This window comes from Litchfieldella qijiaojingensis (genome assembly GCF_014651875.1).
GTDB lineage: Bacteria > Pseudomonadota > Gammaproteobacteria > Pseudomonadales > Halomonadaceae > Litchfieldella > Litchfieldella qijiaojingensis.
On the sequence record NZ_BMXS01000005.1, the window covers coordinates 123,923 to 138,679 of the forward strand.

A 14,757-nucleotide genomic window follows, 5' to 3' on the forward strand; every position below is an offset into this window, starting at 1 on the left:
TACCCTAGGACGGTTAACGTCATTGGACAAGGAATCCTCATGATCAGAGGTTTGATGCTCGCTCTCGCGGTGTTGCTGGCCCCCTCCCTGGCCAGCGCCGAAACCTTCGTGTTCACCGCCATTCCCGACGAGGATGAAACCCGCCTGCAGCAGCGTTTCCAGAAAGTCGCCGACTATCTCTCCGAAGAGCTCGAGGTGGACGTGCACTTCGTCCCAGTGAAGTCCTACGCCGCCGCCGTAACGGCGTTCCGCAACAACCAGGTACAATTGGCTTGGTTCGGCGGGTTCTCGGGGGTACAGGCCCGCGAACACGTGCCCGGCTCACGGGCCCTGGCCCAAGGCGTCGAGGATGCTGAATTCGTGACCTACTTCATCGCCCATGAAAGCACCGGCCTGAAAGCCGGAGAGGGCTTCAGCGATGCCATGCGAGGCATGACCTTCACCTTCGGCTCCAAGGGCTCGACCTCGGGTCGCCTGATGCCTGAATACTACCTGCGGGAGCACTTCGGCGAACCGCCCGAGGACACGTTCTCGCGTGTCGGCTTCAGCGGCAACCACAGCCGCACCGCCTCGCTGGTCGCCTCCGGCGCCTACCAATTGGGAGCCCTGAACTATACCGTCTGGGAAAACGAGGTTGCCGCCGGCAATATCGACACCGACCAAGTGACTGTGGTCTGGGAGACGCCACAGTACCCCGACTATCAGTGGACCATCCGTGGCGATGTCGACGAGCGTTTCGGTGACGGCTTCGCCGACCGTGTCCAACAGGCCCTGCTCGACATGAACGACCCCGAGCTGTTGGCCAGCTTTCCGCGCTCCGGCTTCATTCCGGCCAGTAACGAGGACTATGCCGTGATTCGCGAAGTCGGCCAGGAACTGGGGCTACTTGACTGATGAACGCCTTGGCCCTGCGGGATGCCGTCGCCGAATACGGCACCATCCGTGTCCTCGGTCCACTCAGCCTGACGCTGGCCATCGGTGAGCATGTCGCGCTGGTGGGCAAGAGCGGTGCCGGCAAGTCGACGTTGTTGTCGGTGATGTTCGACCACTGGCGCGACCGGCATCCCGCGCTGATGCCCCAGGACTTGGGCCTGGTCCCCACCCTTTCGGTCTTCCATAACGTCTACATGGGAGGGTTGTCCCGTCGCCGTGGCTGGTACAACCTGGTGACCCTGGTTCGCCCCTTCGGACGCGATGTCCGGGTCATCCTGCCACTGCTGGAGCGCCTGGACATCGCCGACAAGTGCTGGACGCCCGTTGGCGAGCTATCCGGCGGGGAGCGTCAACGGGTGGCAGCCGCCCGGGCCATCCACCAAGGCGGCGATCTGCTGTTGGCCGACGAGCCGGTGTCGGCGCTCGACGGCCCGCTTGCCGAACAGCTCATGACGGCGCTGACCACGGCCTATCCCACAGCAGTGCTGGCCATGCACGATGTCGAACTGGCGCTGCGCTTCACCGACCGGGTGGTCGGCATCGCCGACGGCTGCATCGCGCTTGACGAACCCAGCCACCGGCTGACTGCCCAAGACCTGCTGCCACTGTATTGAACGGGATGTTTTCCATGTGGCAATCCGCAACGGTTCGCACCAGCCTGGGCTTCATCGCCCTAGCCATCGTGTGCGCCTTCTTCGCCGATTTCCAGATCAGTACCCATGACCCCTGGCAGGAACTGGGACGGCTGATGATGGGGCTGGTGATACCCGACTTCCTGGCCGTGGACTTCCTGGGAGAAGCTCTGCTGCGAACGTTGGCCTTCGCCTTTGTCGGTGTGGGGCTAGGGGCCTTTGTGGGTTTGCTGTTGGCACTGGCCTTTCACAGTACCTGGGTACGTACTGGTTGCGCGTTCGTGCGAGCCATTCACGAACTGTTCTGGGCGCTGATCTTCTTGCAGTTCTTCGGCTTGCATCCGCTGACCGGCGTGTTGGCCATCGCCATTCCCTATGCCGGCATCTTCGCCAAGGTCTATGCCGAGATTTTCGACGAGACGGATCCCCAACCCTCCAGGGTGCTACCCCAGGGCAGTGGACGAGCTGCAGGGCTGGCCTTCACGCGACTTAGCCAGGCCTGGCCCCACCTGGTCAACTACACCTCCTACCGCCTGGAATGCGGCCTGCGCTCCAGCGCCGTGCTGGGCTTCGTCGGCATGCCAACGCTGGGCTACTACCTGGAGTCCGCTTTCGCCCAAGGGCTATACGGTTCGGTTGGCGCGCTGCTGATCCTGTTCTATGTGCTGATCGCCACCCTCAGGTTATGGGTGCGGCCACGCCTGCTGCCCTTCTATCTGCTGGCCGCCCCGTTCCTGCTCGGCAGCGGCCTGCCGATCGTGTGGAGCAACGTCTCGCGCTTCTTCACGCAGGACATCGTGCCCGCCCCACTGCGCAACGGCGAAGGAATCGGCGGCTTCGGGGCTTGGCTGCTGGACCTGCTGGCCACCCAGGCACTGCCCGGGATCTGGAACACCTTGCTGCTGACGCAGATCGCCTTGGTGATCACCGGAGCGCTGGCCATGGTGCTGTTTCCGCTGATCTCGCGCCATTTCACCGGACGCGTCGGCGGCACGCTCGGACACATAACGCTGGTGGTGATGCGCTCGACTCCCGAGTACCTGCTCGCCTTCATCCTGTTGCAGCTCTGGGGGCCTTCAATGTTGCCGGCGGTGGTGGCGCTGGCACTGCACAACGGCGGCATCATCGCTCACCTCCTTGGCCAACGCAGCAATCAACTGACACTGCGCCAGGACGCTCCACACGGGCTCGACCGCTATGTCTACGAGGTCACGCCACGCGTCTACGGCCCCTTCCTGGCGCTGCTTTTCTACCGCTGGGAGATCATCATGCGCGAGACCGCCATCCTCGGCATTCTCGGCATCGCCACCCTGGGCTTCTACGTCGACAGTGCCATCCAGGAGATCCGCTTCGACCGCGCCCTGGTACTGATCCTGATCACCGCCCTGCTCAACATCGGCGTCGACGTCCTGGCCCGCCGCCTGCGTGCGCGCCTGCGGCTACGCCACAACGTCAACTGCGAGCCGTGAACGGCTAGCGTTCGAAGGCCTGCTCGAACAGATAGGGATCGTCGAAATGGCGCCTGCCGACAAAAGCCGTGGCATGGGTGCCCCATTGACGCATCGCTCCCGGACTCTTGATACCCGCCGGCCACAGCAGAAAACGCTCTAGGCGCTCGGAATGCGGCACGATGCCGGAGGAGTCGAACAGGCTACGCCTTTCGCCATTGGGCAGTTCCAGGGAACGAGTTCCATATTCAGGAGGCTGGGTGACCGGACGCAGCGCATAGCGCCGAGACATCGGCAGCTCACCCTCATCGACCCCCAGATTCGTCACATAGTGGCTGCCGGCCGCCAGAGACACGTGCAGGCGTTGCCCCGGTGCCAGCCGAGGTGCCTGGGCCGGCACCAAGGGTTCTTCACGAATGTCCTCGTCCGCCGGCACGGCGACACGCCTGACCGGGGGTACCGGGAAGAACATGTGGTAACAGCCGCAGGCATGGATGCTATCGTGGATCAGGGGTTCACCGTTCTCCCCCAGCGTGATCCGCCACACGACGCCGTCGATGCGCCCACCGAGCAGATCGAGAGCATGCGGTCGTGGTCGGGCAGGGAACCAGATGGTGTAGACGATCTGCGGCAGCACCGCGCCGTCGAAGCGGGTATAGGCCAGCCGCACATGAGCGAGAGGGCGCTCGACATCGACTGCCGGCAACACGCCGTGCGCGCCGGCTCGCCAATAAGGCGTTCCGGGACGATCGTCGCGGCTGCGGGTTTCGATATCGAAGACCGGTGCGAAGTGCTCGGCCAACTGCATCAGTGCCGCATCGTCCAATTCAGGGATGCCGAGCGGACTACGGGGCGCCGAACGCACGATTTCCGCCACCGCCTCGGCCTCGGGCGCATCGTCCAGCGCCGGCACATAACGCCGCAGGGGCGTGTCGGCGTGGTTCAGGGTGTCAGAATAGTCTAAGGCAAAGGTGTCCAGATGCTTGCCTTGCCAGTGAGCATAGCCGATCGCTATGCCGATACCGGTCAACGGATATAGGCCCATGACCCGGGCCGAAGTACGGTAGTGGCTGGGCGCCTCGGCAGCACTCAGCAGTGCCTCGCGCGGTGGCGCCGAGCCATTCAGCAACTCATGGCGCACGAGCCGATCGCCACAGGCATTGGCGGCGCCGGCCAGGTCGGGCTCGGCAAAACGCCTGGCAATCGCTAAGCGCTTCTCGGCCGGCAAGTTGGAAATCTCGACGCCACGGGCCTCGGCATCAAGATCACGCAGGCGCCAGACCCAGTCCTCGAAGGCCTCGGGCGAGTGCAAGTCATGGCGGAAGCTGGCCAGAAAGCGGTTGATGCGAAGATAGGGAAAGCCATCGACGCGTGCGGCAGCGGCGTCGGCGACGTCCGCCTCTGCCACCGACGCGTCGATCGAGGACAGCAGCAGCAAGCAGGAACGCTCATCACTACCCAGTTGGGCGAGGTCGTCACGCCAATCGAGCCTTGCAGCACAGCCAGCCAGCAACAGCCCCCCAAGGATCAGCCCCAGGGCCCCGCGCCAGCTGCCTCCAGCAAACATGTCTGCCCCCTCCCTCCTTCATGCTCTATCGGGCATATCGGTCACCGCGCCGGTGGAAGCCGAGCTCACCGTCTTCGCATACTTGGACAGCACACCGCGGGTATAGCGCGGTTCGGGCTGGCGCCAGGCGGCGCGGCGGCGCATCAGTTCCTCGTCGCTGATATGCACGTCGATGGTGTCGGCCTCGGCATCGATGGTGATCTTGTCGCCGTCCTGTACCAGGGCGATGGGGCCGCCATCGAAAGCTTCCGGCGTGATATGCCCGACCACGAAGCCGTGGCTGCCACCGGAGAAGCGGCCGTCGGTGATCAGCGCCACCTCGCTGCCCAACCCCCGGCCCATGATCGCCGAGGTGGGGGTCAGCATCTCACGCATGCCGGGACCGCCCTTCGGCCCTTCATAGCGGATCACGATGACATCGCCGGCCACCACGGTGCCGTCGTTGATGCGTGCCTGAGCTTCTTCCTCGGAACCGAATACCCGCGCACTACCGGTAAAGCGCGTACCCTCCTTGCCGGTGATCTTGGCCACCGCGCCTTCCGGTGCCAGGTTGCCGTAGAGGATGCGCAGGTGGCTCTCGGCCTTGTGCGGGGCATCCAGCGGCGCGATGATCTTCTGCCCTTCGGGATAGGGCGCCACCCCTGCCAGGTTCTCGGCAAGCGTGCGGCCGGTCACCGTCAAGCAGTCGCCATGCAGCAGGCCAGCATCGAGCAGGGTCTTCATCAGTGGCTGAATGCCGCCGATCTCCACCAACTCGCTCATCATGTAATGACCGCTGGGACGTAAATCGGCGACCACCGGTACCCGCTTGCCGATACGTGTGAACTCCTCGATCGATAGCGGCACGCCGATAGTGTTGGCCATGGCGACCAGGTGCAGCACCGCGTTGGTGGAGCCACCAAGTGCGATGACCACGGTGATGGCGTTCTCGAAAGCCTCGCGGGTCATGATGTCGGAAGGCTTGATATCGTGCTCGAGCAATTCGAGCACCGCAGCCCCGGCGGCACGGCAATCGTCGCGCTTGGCCTGCGACACGGCGTTCTGTGCCGAGCTGCCCGGCAGGCTCATGCCCAACGCCTCGATCGCCGAAGCCATGGTATTGGCGGTGTACATGCCGCCGCAGGAGCCCGGCCCGGGGATCGCCGTCTCCTCGATCTGCTTCAGCTCGATCAGGTCGAGATCGCCACGGCTGTGAGCGCCCATGGCCTCGAACACCGAGACGATGTCGGTGTGGCCCTTGCCCGGCAGGATGGTGCCGCCATAAACGAACACGCTGGGCCGATCGAGCCGTGCCAGGCCCATCATGCAGCCCGGCATGTTCTTGTCGCAGCCACCGATCGCCACCAGGCCGTCGAAGCCCTCGCAGCCGGCCACGGTCTCGATGGAGTCGGCGATCACCTCGCGCGAGACCAGCGAGTACTTCATGCCCTCGGTGCCGTTGGCAATACCATCGGAGATGGTGATGGTGTTGAATATCACCCCCTTGCCGCCGGCATCGTCGGCACCGTCGCGGGCCTCCTCGGCCAAGCCGTCGATATGACTGTTGCAAGGCGTCACCTGGCTCCAGGTCGAGGCGATACCGACCTGCGGCTTGGTGAAATCCGAATCGGTAAAGCCCACCGCACGCAACATCGCGCGGCTCGCCGACTTGCCCACACCATCCACAACCGGGCTGGAATAACGGCGTCGTGGATCTTGTTGTCGTTCATCGCTCATGGAGCGCTCCCCCTCTCGCGGTTCGCCTTTGGTCGTAAACCCGCTTTATAGAGTGGGCATCGAAGCGCTTCCTTGCAAACCGCACTCAGCGTATTCGAGACAGCCCGGCCACCAGCAGGCTGATCAACGTCGAGGCAACCAGCGCCCCCAGGAAGGGGCCCAAGGTCGGTACGCCACCGGGAAAGCTCGCTGCCAGCAGGCCGGCACTCAGGCTGCCCCCGGTAATCCAGCCTGGCAATACCGCCCCGAGCAGGCCGGCCAGGCCACCGAGCACCGCTGCGCGTGTCGTCATGCGCGACCATAGACCCAGCAGCACCGGCACCACCGCGGTGGCGCACAGCAGGTCGGCGATCAGGAACAGCCTCAGCACCGAGAGATTCTGCAGCGCCACGATCACCACCGGCACCATCAACACCACGGTGATCCAGCGGGCCGTGGCCAGCGATACTCGCCGGCTGCCGCCCTCCCCCTCGCTGACTGCCAGCGAGGCGATGCCGTTCTGCAGCGTATCCACGCTGGACGCCACCAGCGTCACCGCCAGCACCAGCGCCAGCAGCATCAGCCACTGCGGCGCCTCGGTCAGCAGCGCGAAGAACGGCATCGGCGGCTCGCCAAGCGACGTACCCGACATCGCGGCGAGGATCCCCAAGCCGCCGACCACGGCCACCACAACCACGGTGATCAGCCCGCCCAGAATGGCGCCACGTCCCAGCGCCTGGCCGTTCCGGGCGGCCCATACACGCTGCCAGTAGCCTTGGTGGAACAAGTTCGCTGCGGTGACCGCGATCACCAGGGTCAGCGCCACACTCAACGCGCTGCCGACGGGAACCGAAGGTAGCTCAGCGTCGGTGGGCAACGTCGGCAGGCGCTGCCAGCCCACCCAACCGACTACCACCAGCAAGGCGATCAACAGCCAGGCCTGCCAGCGGTCGGTAGCCAGGCTCGCCCTGAGCCCGCCCAGCGCGGTATAGACCAGGGTGGACAGGGCCACACCGATCACCACCACGCTCCCCGACATGTCGGAAAGCAGCGCGGTGATACCGTTGATTGCGGTAAGCTCGGCGGCCAGGAACACCGCCATATAAAGTACCGAGAGCAGGGAGACATAACGGCGCACGCCCATGCCGTAGCGACGCTGGGCGAACTCGCCGATGCTGCGCCCCTCGGGCAGGTAACGACGAATCGACGGCCCGCAGGCGGCGAAGACTAGGAACGGCATGGCCGCGCCGATCGCATAGCCGGCCAGCGCTATCGGACCAACGAAGGCACCGACTTCCGGCGGGGCGAACAGGATCCAGGCCCCCATGCCCGAGGCAAGGAACGACAGGCCCAGGGTCGAGGCGGTCTGGGAGTTACGTGCGGTGATATAGTCATCGAGCTGGCCACCTACGCGCCGCGCGCGCAGGCCCAGAACGGCGAACAGCAGAAGTGCCGCGCCCAGCGCGGCGGGTGTCAGGTAAGGCATGTCGCGCTTCCTCCGCCGGTATCAACCGGATCAGGTTCCAGGGTCTGCACACGGTGAGGCATGCACTCTCAGTCCGAACCGGGACTCCCCTGGCGACAGTGAGTGATGGTTCAATTGTACGTCGTAGGACGAAACTGATATCTATCGCCTAAGCTGCCATAATGGCTAAAAGATTCTAATGTAGAAAGGTGCAGGGGAAATACCATGTCATACATCGAAGCCAAGGAGCACGCCCCGGGGCGGTTGCACGATATCTTCGCTGCACCCTATGAAGCCTTCGAAAATGGAGTACTCGAACGCAAGCTGCATCTGGATATCGCCTTTCAGGCGCTACTCGACCGGCCGTTGCGAAATGGCAACTTGGTGCTGCGGGTCATCCATGGCTGGGAGAACGGCGACGACACCCCCGAAGCGCTGGAATACAGCGACCATCCCATCGCCTCCCTGGCTGACGTCGAGCGAGTCAAGGAAGAATATCGCGCCGCAATCGAGCAGGAGCTACCCCTTCCCCGCGAATCCCGCTCCCTGCTGGCCGGCCCCCGCGACGCGGCCATCGCCAGGGCACATGATCAAGGCCAGGAAATCGACGACGAGACCCGCCGCAACCCGGCCCGCTGGCCCGCCTTTGAAAACGGGCTCTATCTCTACACCTTCTTCAAGGTCTATCACCGCCTGACCTACGGCGAGGACGAAAGCTACCGCTCGATCCAGTGCCAGACCCCCGAAGGCCCTCGCGAGATCCACGAGTTCCACCTCGACGAATGCGAATTCGCGATCTGCACCCCACCGGCTCCCGACAGCCCCCATACCAGCCTGCTGATCGTCCATGAAGGCGAACTCGACCCACTGGTGGAGTGTTTGGGGTTGCATCTTCCCAAAGCGGCATAACTCCAGCGCTTTCGAAAGCGAATAGCGAATCCCCGCATCGGCATTAGGGGCCGAGCGCGACCCCGCCTCTGGCGAGACGGCGCCACGCTTAGCTCGTCGGCCTCAATGCAACGAAATGGTGCTGTTGATGCCGCTGGAGATGTTCTCCGGTTCGAACCAGCGCTCGGTCACGGTCTTGGTCTGGGTCCAGAACAGGATCGCCTGCTGACCGTTGGGGCCCAGGTCGCCGAGCTTGGAGCCACGCGAACCGGTGAAGCTGAAGTAGGCGACCGGTACCGGGATCGGCACGTTGATCCCGACCTGGCCGACGTCGATATCGGCCTCGAAACGCTTGGCTACCCAACCGGAGTTGGTGAAGATCGCCGTTCCATTGCCGTTGGGATTGGCGTTGATGAAGTCGATGGCCTCATCCAGCGTATCGACATCGACCACGCACAGTACCGGACCGAAGATCTCCTCGCGGTAGATGCTCATCTCGGGCTTGACGCCACTGAACAGCGTCGGTCCGACGAAGTTGCCATCCGGATAGTCTTCTACCTTGATGTTGCGCCCGTCGAGCGACAGCGTCGCGCCCTCCTGAACGCCAGCCTCGATCAGGCGCAACACGCGTTCGCGGGCGGCCTTGGAAACCAGCGGGCCGAGATCGGCATCACGCTGGGTGCCGGGGCCGACCTTCATTGCCCGTGCTCCCTCGACGAGATCGTCGAGCCACTGCCGTGCCTCGCCTACCAGCACCACCACCGAGTTGGCCATGCAACGCTGGCCGGCGGCGCCGAAGGCGGAACCGAGCACGTTGTTGATGGCCTGGCTGCGGTTGGCATCAGGCATGATCACGCAGTGGTTCTTGGCGCCCATCATCGACTGGACGCGCTTGCCAGCCTTGCCGGCACGCTCGTAGATATGGGTGCCGACCGGCGTCGAGCCGATGAAGGAGACCGCCTTGATATCCGGGTGATCGCAAAGCCGGTTGGCGACGTCCGGTCCGCCATGCACCACGTTGAGCACCCCGGCGGGCAGCCCCGCCTCATGGGCCAACTCGACCAGGCGAATGGTGGAAGACGGATCCTGCTCGGAAGGCTTCAATACGAAGGTGTTGCCGGTGGCGATGGCCAGCGGGAACATGAAGCATGGCAGCATCACCGGGAAGTTGAAGGCGGTGATTCCGGCGCCCACACCGAGCGGCTGGCGCAATGAATAAACGTTGACGTCGCTGGCGGCGTTCTCGGCGATATCGCCAAGCTGCAGGGTGGGAATCGAGCAGGCGTGCTCGACCACTTCCAGCCCTCGCCCCACTTCCCCTTCGGCATCGGGCAGGGTCTTGCCGTGCTCCTCGGTGATCAAGGCGGCCAACTCGGCAGTGTGTTCGCGAATCAGCGCCTGGAACTTGAGCATGATGCGCTGCCGCTTGGCCAGCGGTGTCTTGCGCCAGGTCTTGAAGGCCTCCTTGGCACTGGCCACGGCGCGGTCGACCTCTTCGACACTGGCAAACGGTACCCGGGCCACGACTTCCTGGGTGGCGGGGTTGACCACGTCGCGCCATTCACCACTCTGGGATGGCACGGCTTGGCCGTCGATATAAAGTGGGATTTCTCTGACTGACATGGTAGCGACTCCTTGGCGGGCCTGGAGAAAGAGACATGAGAGCTCGGCTGTTCCTTACTATAGACCCGGCGTGCGGGATTGTTCTCCGACCCCGAGGGAACCACGGTGACGCCCGACTCAGCGCAACGGGCCGACGCCCTGTCCCGCCAGCTCCGGGAAGTCATCATGCATCGTCAGCGGCTCCACATTGCGGCGCGCGCCCAGGAACTCCGGGCGCCGGGACGGCGCGGCATAGGGCTCCTCCAGGGCATTGTCCACGCTGTTGTAGACGAAGAACAGGTTGGAGCGTGGCCAGGGCGACATGTTCTCGTTCGAGGCATGCAGGGTGTTGCACTCGAACAGCAGCAGCGACCCGGCCGGCCCCTTGGGTGCCTGGATGCCGCCCCGGTCGGCCAGCCTGGCCAGGGCATCCCGATCGGGAACGCCCAGCCGCTGCGCCTTGAGCGAGTCCTTCCAGTTCATTTCCGGCGTCTCACCGACGCACGGCACGAACTCGATATGGGAGCCGGGGATCAGCATCAGCGGGCCATTGAACTCGTTGTTGTCGGTCAGCATCAGCGACGCGCTGACGGCCCGCATGCGCGGCATGCCATCCTCGGAATGCCAGGTCTCGAAGTCCGAATGCCAGTCAAAACCGCTGCCCTGGAAGCCGAACTTGTCGTTGATCCGTGACTGGTGGATATAGACCTCGCTACCCAGCAGCTGCCGGACCATGCCCAGGATGCGGAGGTCCCGCGTCAACTTGTCGAAGTTCTCCGAGATCTCGTGCATGCCGAACACGGAGCGAATCGCCCCGCTGTTGGGGTCCAGGATGACCTGTTCCGAGCGCATCAACTCTTCATCCTGGGCCATCTCCTTGAGTTCTTCCAAGAAGGGCGTGATGCGATCATGCGAGAAGAACCCCTCGAACCACAGGAATCCGTCCCGCTCGTAACGCGAGAGCGCCACCTCGTCCAGCGGGCCCTCCCAGCGCCGCTGATTGCGCGAATGGACGACCGGGTCTCGGCGCAGGAAGGGGGGGTGATACTCCTTCAGACGCGTGGGATAGGGGTCATAGCGGTCAGTCATGACAGATTCACCTCGCATCGTTGAAATATGCTAACTATCAACCCTGGTCATACCAGGGGGCTCTATCTATCAGTGGTGGTAACACTCGAGTTGGTCAAGAAAATGCCAACACAGTTCCGGTTGATGCAGCATGCGTGGGGCGTCCTGCTCGTCGGGCGAGACGCCCTTCGCGTCCGCTCCGAGTTCCGATTCCGGCGAGTTCTTGCCCGCATTCGCGATACACTGCGAGGGTGAGTCGAGTCAGTCGTCGAGGTATGCCGTCATGCTGGATCCCGAGCTGTGCCGTCAGACCGGCATCGCTGAACGGCCACGATCGTGGTGCCCTGTCATCGAGTGATCGGACGGATGGACGGCTCACCGGCTATGCTGGCGGCTGCAGAGGAAGCAGTGGCTGCTGCGCCACGAGGGATACCTGGACTAACCCGCCCCGCTCGAGCGAAGCGCGCCAAAATCCCTCACGCTGGCAACGAAATCACTGAAGCGCCGCCGATCCCTGGTTCGGGATCGGCGGCACGCCCTGCTCCTGCGGAAGGCCGCCGCTAGAGCAGCGCCAGGGTGAGCCAGGGCTGCCAGGCCAGCAGTACCAGGGCCAACAGGCTCATCAGCAGGAAGGGTAGCAGCGAGCGGAAGATCCGTAGTGGCGGCACACCCGTCATCGATGAACTGATGAACAGCCCCGCGCCCACCGGCGGCGTCAGCAGCCCCAGCACCAGCGTCAGGCACACCACCACCCCGAATTGGTATGCGGTGATGTCGAACTGATTCTGGGCGATAGGCAGCAGGATAGGCACCACCAAGATCAACGCGGCGATGCCGTCGACGACCATACCCACCAACAGCAGGATCCCCACCACCAGCATCAGGAAAGCGAAGGGATCGTCGGTCAGGTCGGCAATCCAGGTTGCGGCCATCTGTGGCAGTTGCTCGTAGACGATCACCCAGCCGAACACCCCGGCAGCGGCGATCAGCATGATCACCAGGCCGGCGTTGAAGGCGGTGCGTTTGAGGATCTCCGGCAGTTTGGCGAAGGTCAGGTCGCGATAGATATAGCGGCCAATCAGCAGGGCCGCCAGCGAGGCCAGCGCCGCCGATTCGGTGGGCGTGGCCACCCCCGCCAGGATGCCGCCGATGATGATCACCGGGATGCTCATGGCCGGCAGGCCCATCATCAGGAAGCGCTTGGCTTGATCACGGGTCGGCCATTGGCCGCTCGGGTACTGCTGGACCAGCCCCACCGCGGCGATGGCCAGGAAGAACAGTCCGCCCATCATCAGCCCCGGCAGAATGCCGGCGATGAACATGTCGGCGATCGGCACTTGGGCCATCACCCCGTAGAGCACGAACAGCATGGAAGGGGGGATGATCGGCGACAGCAGCCCGCCGGCGGCGGTGATGGCCGCGGCATAGGGCTTGTCGTAGCCGTCCTCTTCCATGGCCGGCACCATGGCCCGTGACATGATGGCGATCTGCGAGGCCGCCGAGCCGACGATGGCCGCCATCATCATGTTGGCCACTAGATTGATATAGACCAGGCCGCCACGGAAGCCACCAACCAGGATCCGTGCCAGGTCGATCAGCCGCCGGGTCAGGCCGCCCTCGTTCATCAGCTCACCGGCGAGCATGAACAGCGGGATGGCCAGCAGGCCGTAGTTTTCGATGGCCCCATAGAGCTGCTGGGGATAGGACGCGAACAACAAGGTGTTGCCCGAATCGACGATGTACCAGGCGGCAGTGAGCGCCAGCACCAGGGCGATGGGCACCGCGCCAAGCAGCAGAACGGCGAAGACGACGAGCGTCATGCAAGCCTCCTTTCCGCGGTCACCAATCCCTTCAGGCCGTCGACCAGGTTGACGACGGCATGCAGGCTCAGCGACACCGCGAAGATCGGCAGGCACAGCCAGACCCAGAACTTGGGAATGCCCAGCGTGCGCGAGGTTTCGGAATAAATGAAGTTGAAGGTTTCCCCCTGGAAGGCCTGGATGTCGAAGCCGCTGGCCCACAGGGTCGCCGGGTCGTACCAGCGCCAGGACAATACGGCCAGGAAGAGCGCGAAGAACAGCACCATGGCGTCGACTGACAGGTGCAGCAGTTGCCGGGCGCCGCTCGGCAGGGCATCGACCAGCAGGGTCACGGCGACGCCTTCGCGACGCTTGAGCACCGCCGAGGTGGTGAAGAAGGTCATCCAGATCATGGCATGGATGGCCAGTTCATCGGTCCAGTAGAGGGCATGGCCCAGCGAGCGGGTGGCGATGTTGAGCAGGATCAGCAGGCTGATCACCGCGGCCAGGCCCGCGGCGATCGTCCCCTCACACCGGGCGATGCCGGACGAGATTCGTTTGAGCATGACAGCCTCCAGGAGCCCCGGCGCGAGGCCGGGGCGATGATGAGGAAGAGCGAACCATTACTCGGCGAGTTCGGCGGCCGTCTCGCGCAGGGCGCCGAGCGACGGCGCCTTGGGCACCCAGAGCCCCTCCCACTTGGCGATGGCGTCCTGGAAGAAGTCGGGGCCCACCTCGGTGACGGTGATGTCCTGACTGCGCAGGTCTTCGCCCCAAACGGCATGGTTTTCCTGGAAGCGGGTCATGACGTTGTCGGCATGCTCGGCCATGGCGGTGCGGATCATCTCGCGATCCTCGCCGTCGAGCTGCTGCCAGACGCGCCCGGAAATCACCGCCACCATGGGGAATATCATGTGGTTGGAGACCACCAGGTTGTCAGCCTGCTCGTAGAATTTGAGCAAGCGGATGGCGTCGTAATCCATGTCGATGGCATCGACCTGGCCGTTGGCCAGCGCGTCGTAGACGGCGGGCAGCGGCAGCGGCGTGGGCGCCGCGCCGGCGGCGGCATAGAAGTCGCGGATCGGATCGAAGGGCGTGATGCGTACCTTGAGCCCGCTCAGGTCCTCGGCGGACTCGATGGGCTCGCGGCTGAGGATCTGACGCATGCCGGCCATGCCGTACCCCACGCCCACCAGGCCGGTTTGGGCCGGCATCTTCTCGAGCAGGTCACCGGCCGCATCCGAGCGCAGCAGGGCGGCAGCGTGGTCGATGTCCTTCACCAGGAAGGGCGCGTAGAGGGCACCGAAGTCCGGAATGCGGTTGGAGATCTCGGCAATGGTGAGGAAGGCCATGTCCAGAGAGCCGGCCTGGAGCTGCTGGACCATCTGGGCCTCGGTGCCTAACTGCTGGGCGGGGAAGATGCTGACGCTGTGCTCCCCACCGGATCGCTCCTCGAGAGTCTCGGCGAAGCCCTCGGCCTCCTGGGTCCAGATATGTGGCTGAGGGGTGATCAGTCCGAGCCGGAAGTCGCGGGCCTGGGCGGTCCAGGCGGTCACGGACAGGGAAGCCGCCACGGCGGCCGTCATCAGGGTCTTGAGCTTGTTCATGGGGTTGGTCTCTCTTGTTGTAGTCTTCGCTGATGCAACCGGCCCCGAAGGGC

General features: G+C 64.2%; 12 protein-coding genes and 1 riboswitch. Of the genes, 4 read left to right on the forward strand and 8 right to left on the reverse strand.

Features of this window, described 5'->3' with window-relative positions; all coding sequences use genetic code 11:
* The first annotated feature begins 39 nt into the window (after positions 1–39).
* From IE093_RS07500 to IE093_RS07510, 3 genes are read left to right on the forward strand one after another with little or no spacing between them, the layout of a single operon-like run.
* On the forward strand, positions 40–894 hold the full coding sequence (locus IE093_RS07500; protein ID WP_189467742.1) for a putative selenate ABC transporter substrate-binding protein: 855 nt from the start codon (positions 40–42) through the stop codon (positions 892–894).
* Positions 894–1,547, forward strand: a complete 654-nt coding sequence (locus IE093_RS07505; protein ID WP_189467744.1) for an ATP-binding cassette domain-containing protein — start codon at positions 894–896, stop codon at positions 1,545–1,547. Before IE093_RS07500 ends, IE093_RS07505 begins: the two co-directional genes overlap by 1 nt.
* A gap of 14 nt (positions 1,548–1,561) precedes the next feature.
* Positions 1,562–3,034: a PhnE/PtxC family ABC transporter permease gene (locus IE093_RS07510; RefSeq protein WP_189467746.1), complete on the forward strand. Its 1,473-nt coding sequence runs from the start codon at positions 1,562–1,564 to the stop codon at positions 3,032–3,034.
* A 4-nt stretch (positions 3,035–3,038) separates the two neighbouring features.
* Here IE093_RS07510 and IE093_RS07515 read toward each other — a convergent pair whose 3' ends face one another.
* The 3 genes from IE093_RS07515 to IE093_RS07525 all read right to left on the reverse strand — a co-directional run bounded on the left by IE093_RS07515 (position 3,039) and on the right by IE093_RS07525 (position 7,761).
* Positions 3,039–4,580: a hypothetical protein gene (locus tag IE093_RS07515; RefSeq protein WP_189467748.1), complete on the reverse strand. Its 1,542-nt coding sequence runs from the start codon at positions 4,578–4,580 to the stop codon at positions 3,039–3,041.
* Between the two features lie 18 nt (positions 4,581–4,598).
* Positions 4,599–6,296 carry a dihydroxy-acid dehydratase gene (ilvD, locus tag IE093_RS07520; protein WP_189467750.1) on the reverse strand — a complete coding sequence of 566 codons (1,698 nt, stop codon included), beginning with the start codon at positions 6,294–6,296 and terminating at the stop codon, positions 4,599–4,601.
* A gap of 85 nt (positions 6,297–6,381) precedes the next feature.
* On the reverse strand, positions 6,382–7,761 hold the full coding sequence (locus IE093_RS07525; RefSeq protein WP_189467752.1) for a sodium:solute symporter family transporter: 1,380 nt from the start codon (positions 7,759–7,761) through the stop codon (positions 6,382–6,384).
* Positions 7,751–7,862, reverse strand: a riboswitch (TPP riboswitch). It overlaps the preceding gene by 11 nt.
* 103 nt (positions 7,863–7,965) lie before the next feature.
* Between IE093_RS07525 and IE093_RS07530 the strand changes: the two genes are divergently transcribed.
* Positions 7,966–8,649 carry a hypothetical protein gene (locus IE093_RS07530; protein ID WP_189467754.1) on the forward strand — a complete coding sequence of 228 codons (684 nt, stop codon included), beginning with the start codon at positions 7,966–7,968 and terminating at the stop codon, positions 8,647–8,649.
* Between the two features lie 102 nt (positions 8,650–8,751).
* Here the strand turns inward: IE093_RS07530 and IE093_RS07535 are convergent, their stop codons facing one another.
* From IE093_RS07535 to IE093_RS07555, 5 genes are all read right to left on the reverse strand, one after another.
* Complete coding sequence (locus IE093_RS07535; RefSeq protein ID WP_189467756.1) at positions 8,752–10,251, reverse strand: CoA-acylating methylmalonate-semialdehyde dehydrogenase; 1,500 nt, start codon at positions 10,249–10,251, stop codon at positions 8,752–8,754.
* 117 nt (positions 10,252–10,368) lie between these two features.
* Positions 10,369–11,319, reverse strand: coding sequence for an ectoine hydroxylase (thpD, locus tag IE093_RS07540; protein WP_189467758.1), 951 nt, complete (start codon positions 11,317–11,319; stop codon positions 10,369–10,371).
* Positions 11,320–11,858: 539 nt separating this feature from the next.
* Positions 11,859–13,118 carry a TRAP transporter large permease gene (locus IE093_RS07545; RefSeq protein ID WP_189467760.1) on the reverse strand — a complete coding sequence of 420 codons (1,260 nt, stop codon included), beginning with the start codon at positions 13,116–13,118 and terminating at the stop codon, positions 11,859–11,861.
* Positions 13,115–13,663, reverse strand: coding sequence for a TRAP transporter small permease (locus tag IE093_RS07550; protein ID WP_189467762.1), 549 nt, complete (start codon positions 13,661–13,663; stop codon positions 13,115–13,117). Before IE093_RS07550 ends, IE093_RS07545 begins: the two co-directional genes overlap by 4 nt.
* 57 nt (positions 13,664–13,720) lie before the next feature.
* Positions 13,721–14,704 (reverse strand): TRAP transporter substrate-binding protein, encoded by a 984-nt coding sequence (locus IE093_RS07555; protein ID WP_189467764.1) that lies wholly within the window; start codon positions 14,702–14,704, stop codon positions 13,721–13,723.
* Positions 14,705–14,757: the final 53 nt, after the last annotated feature.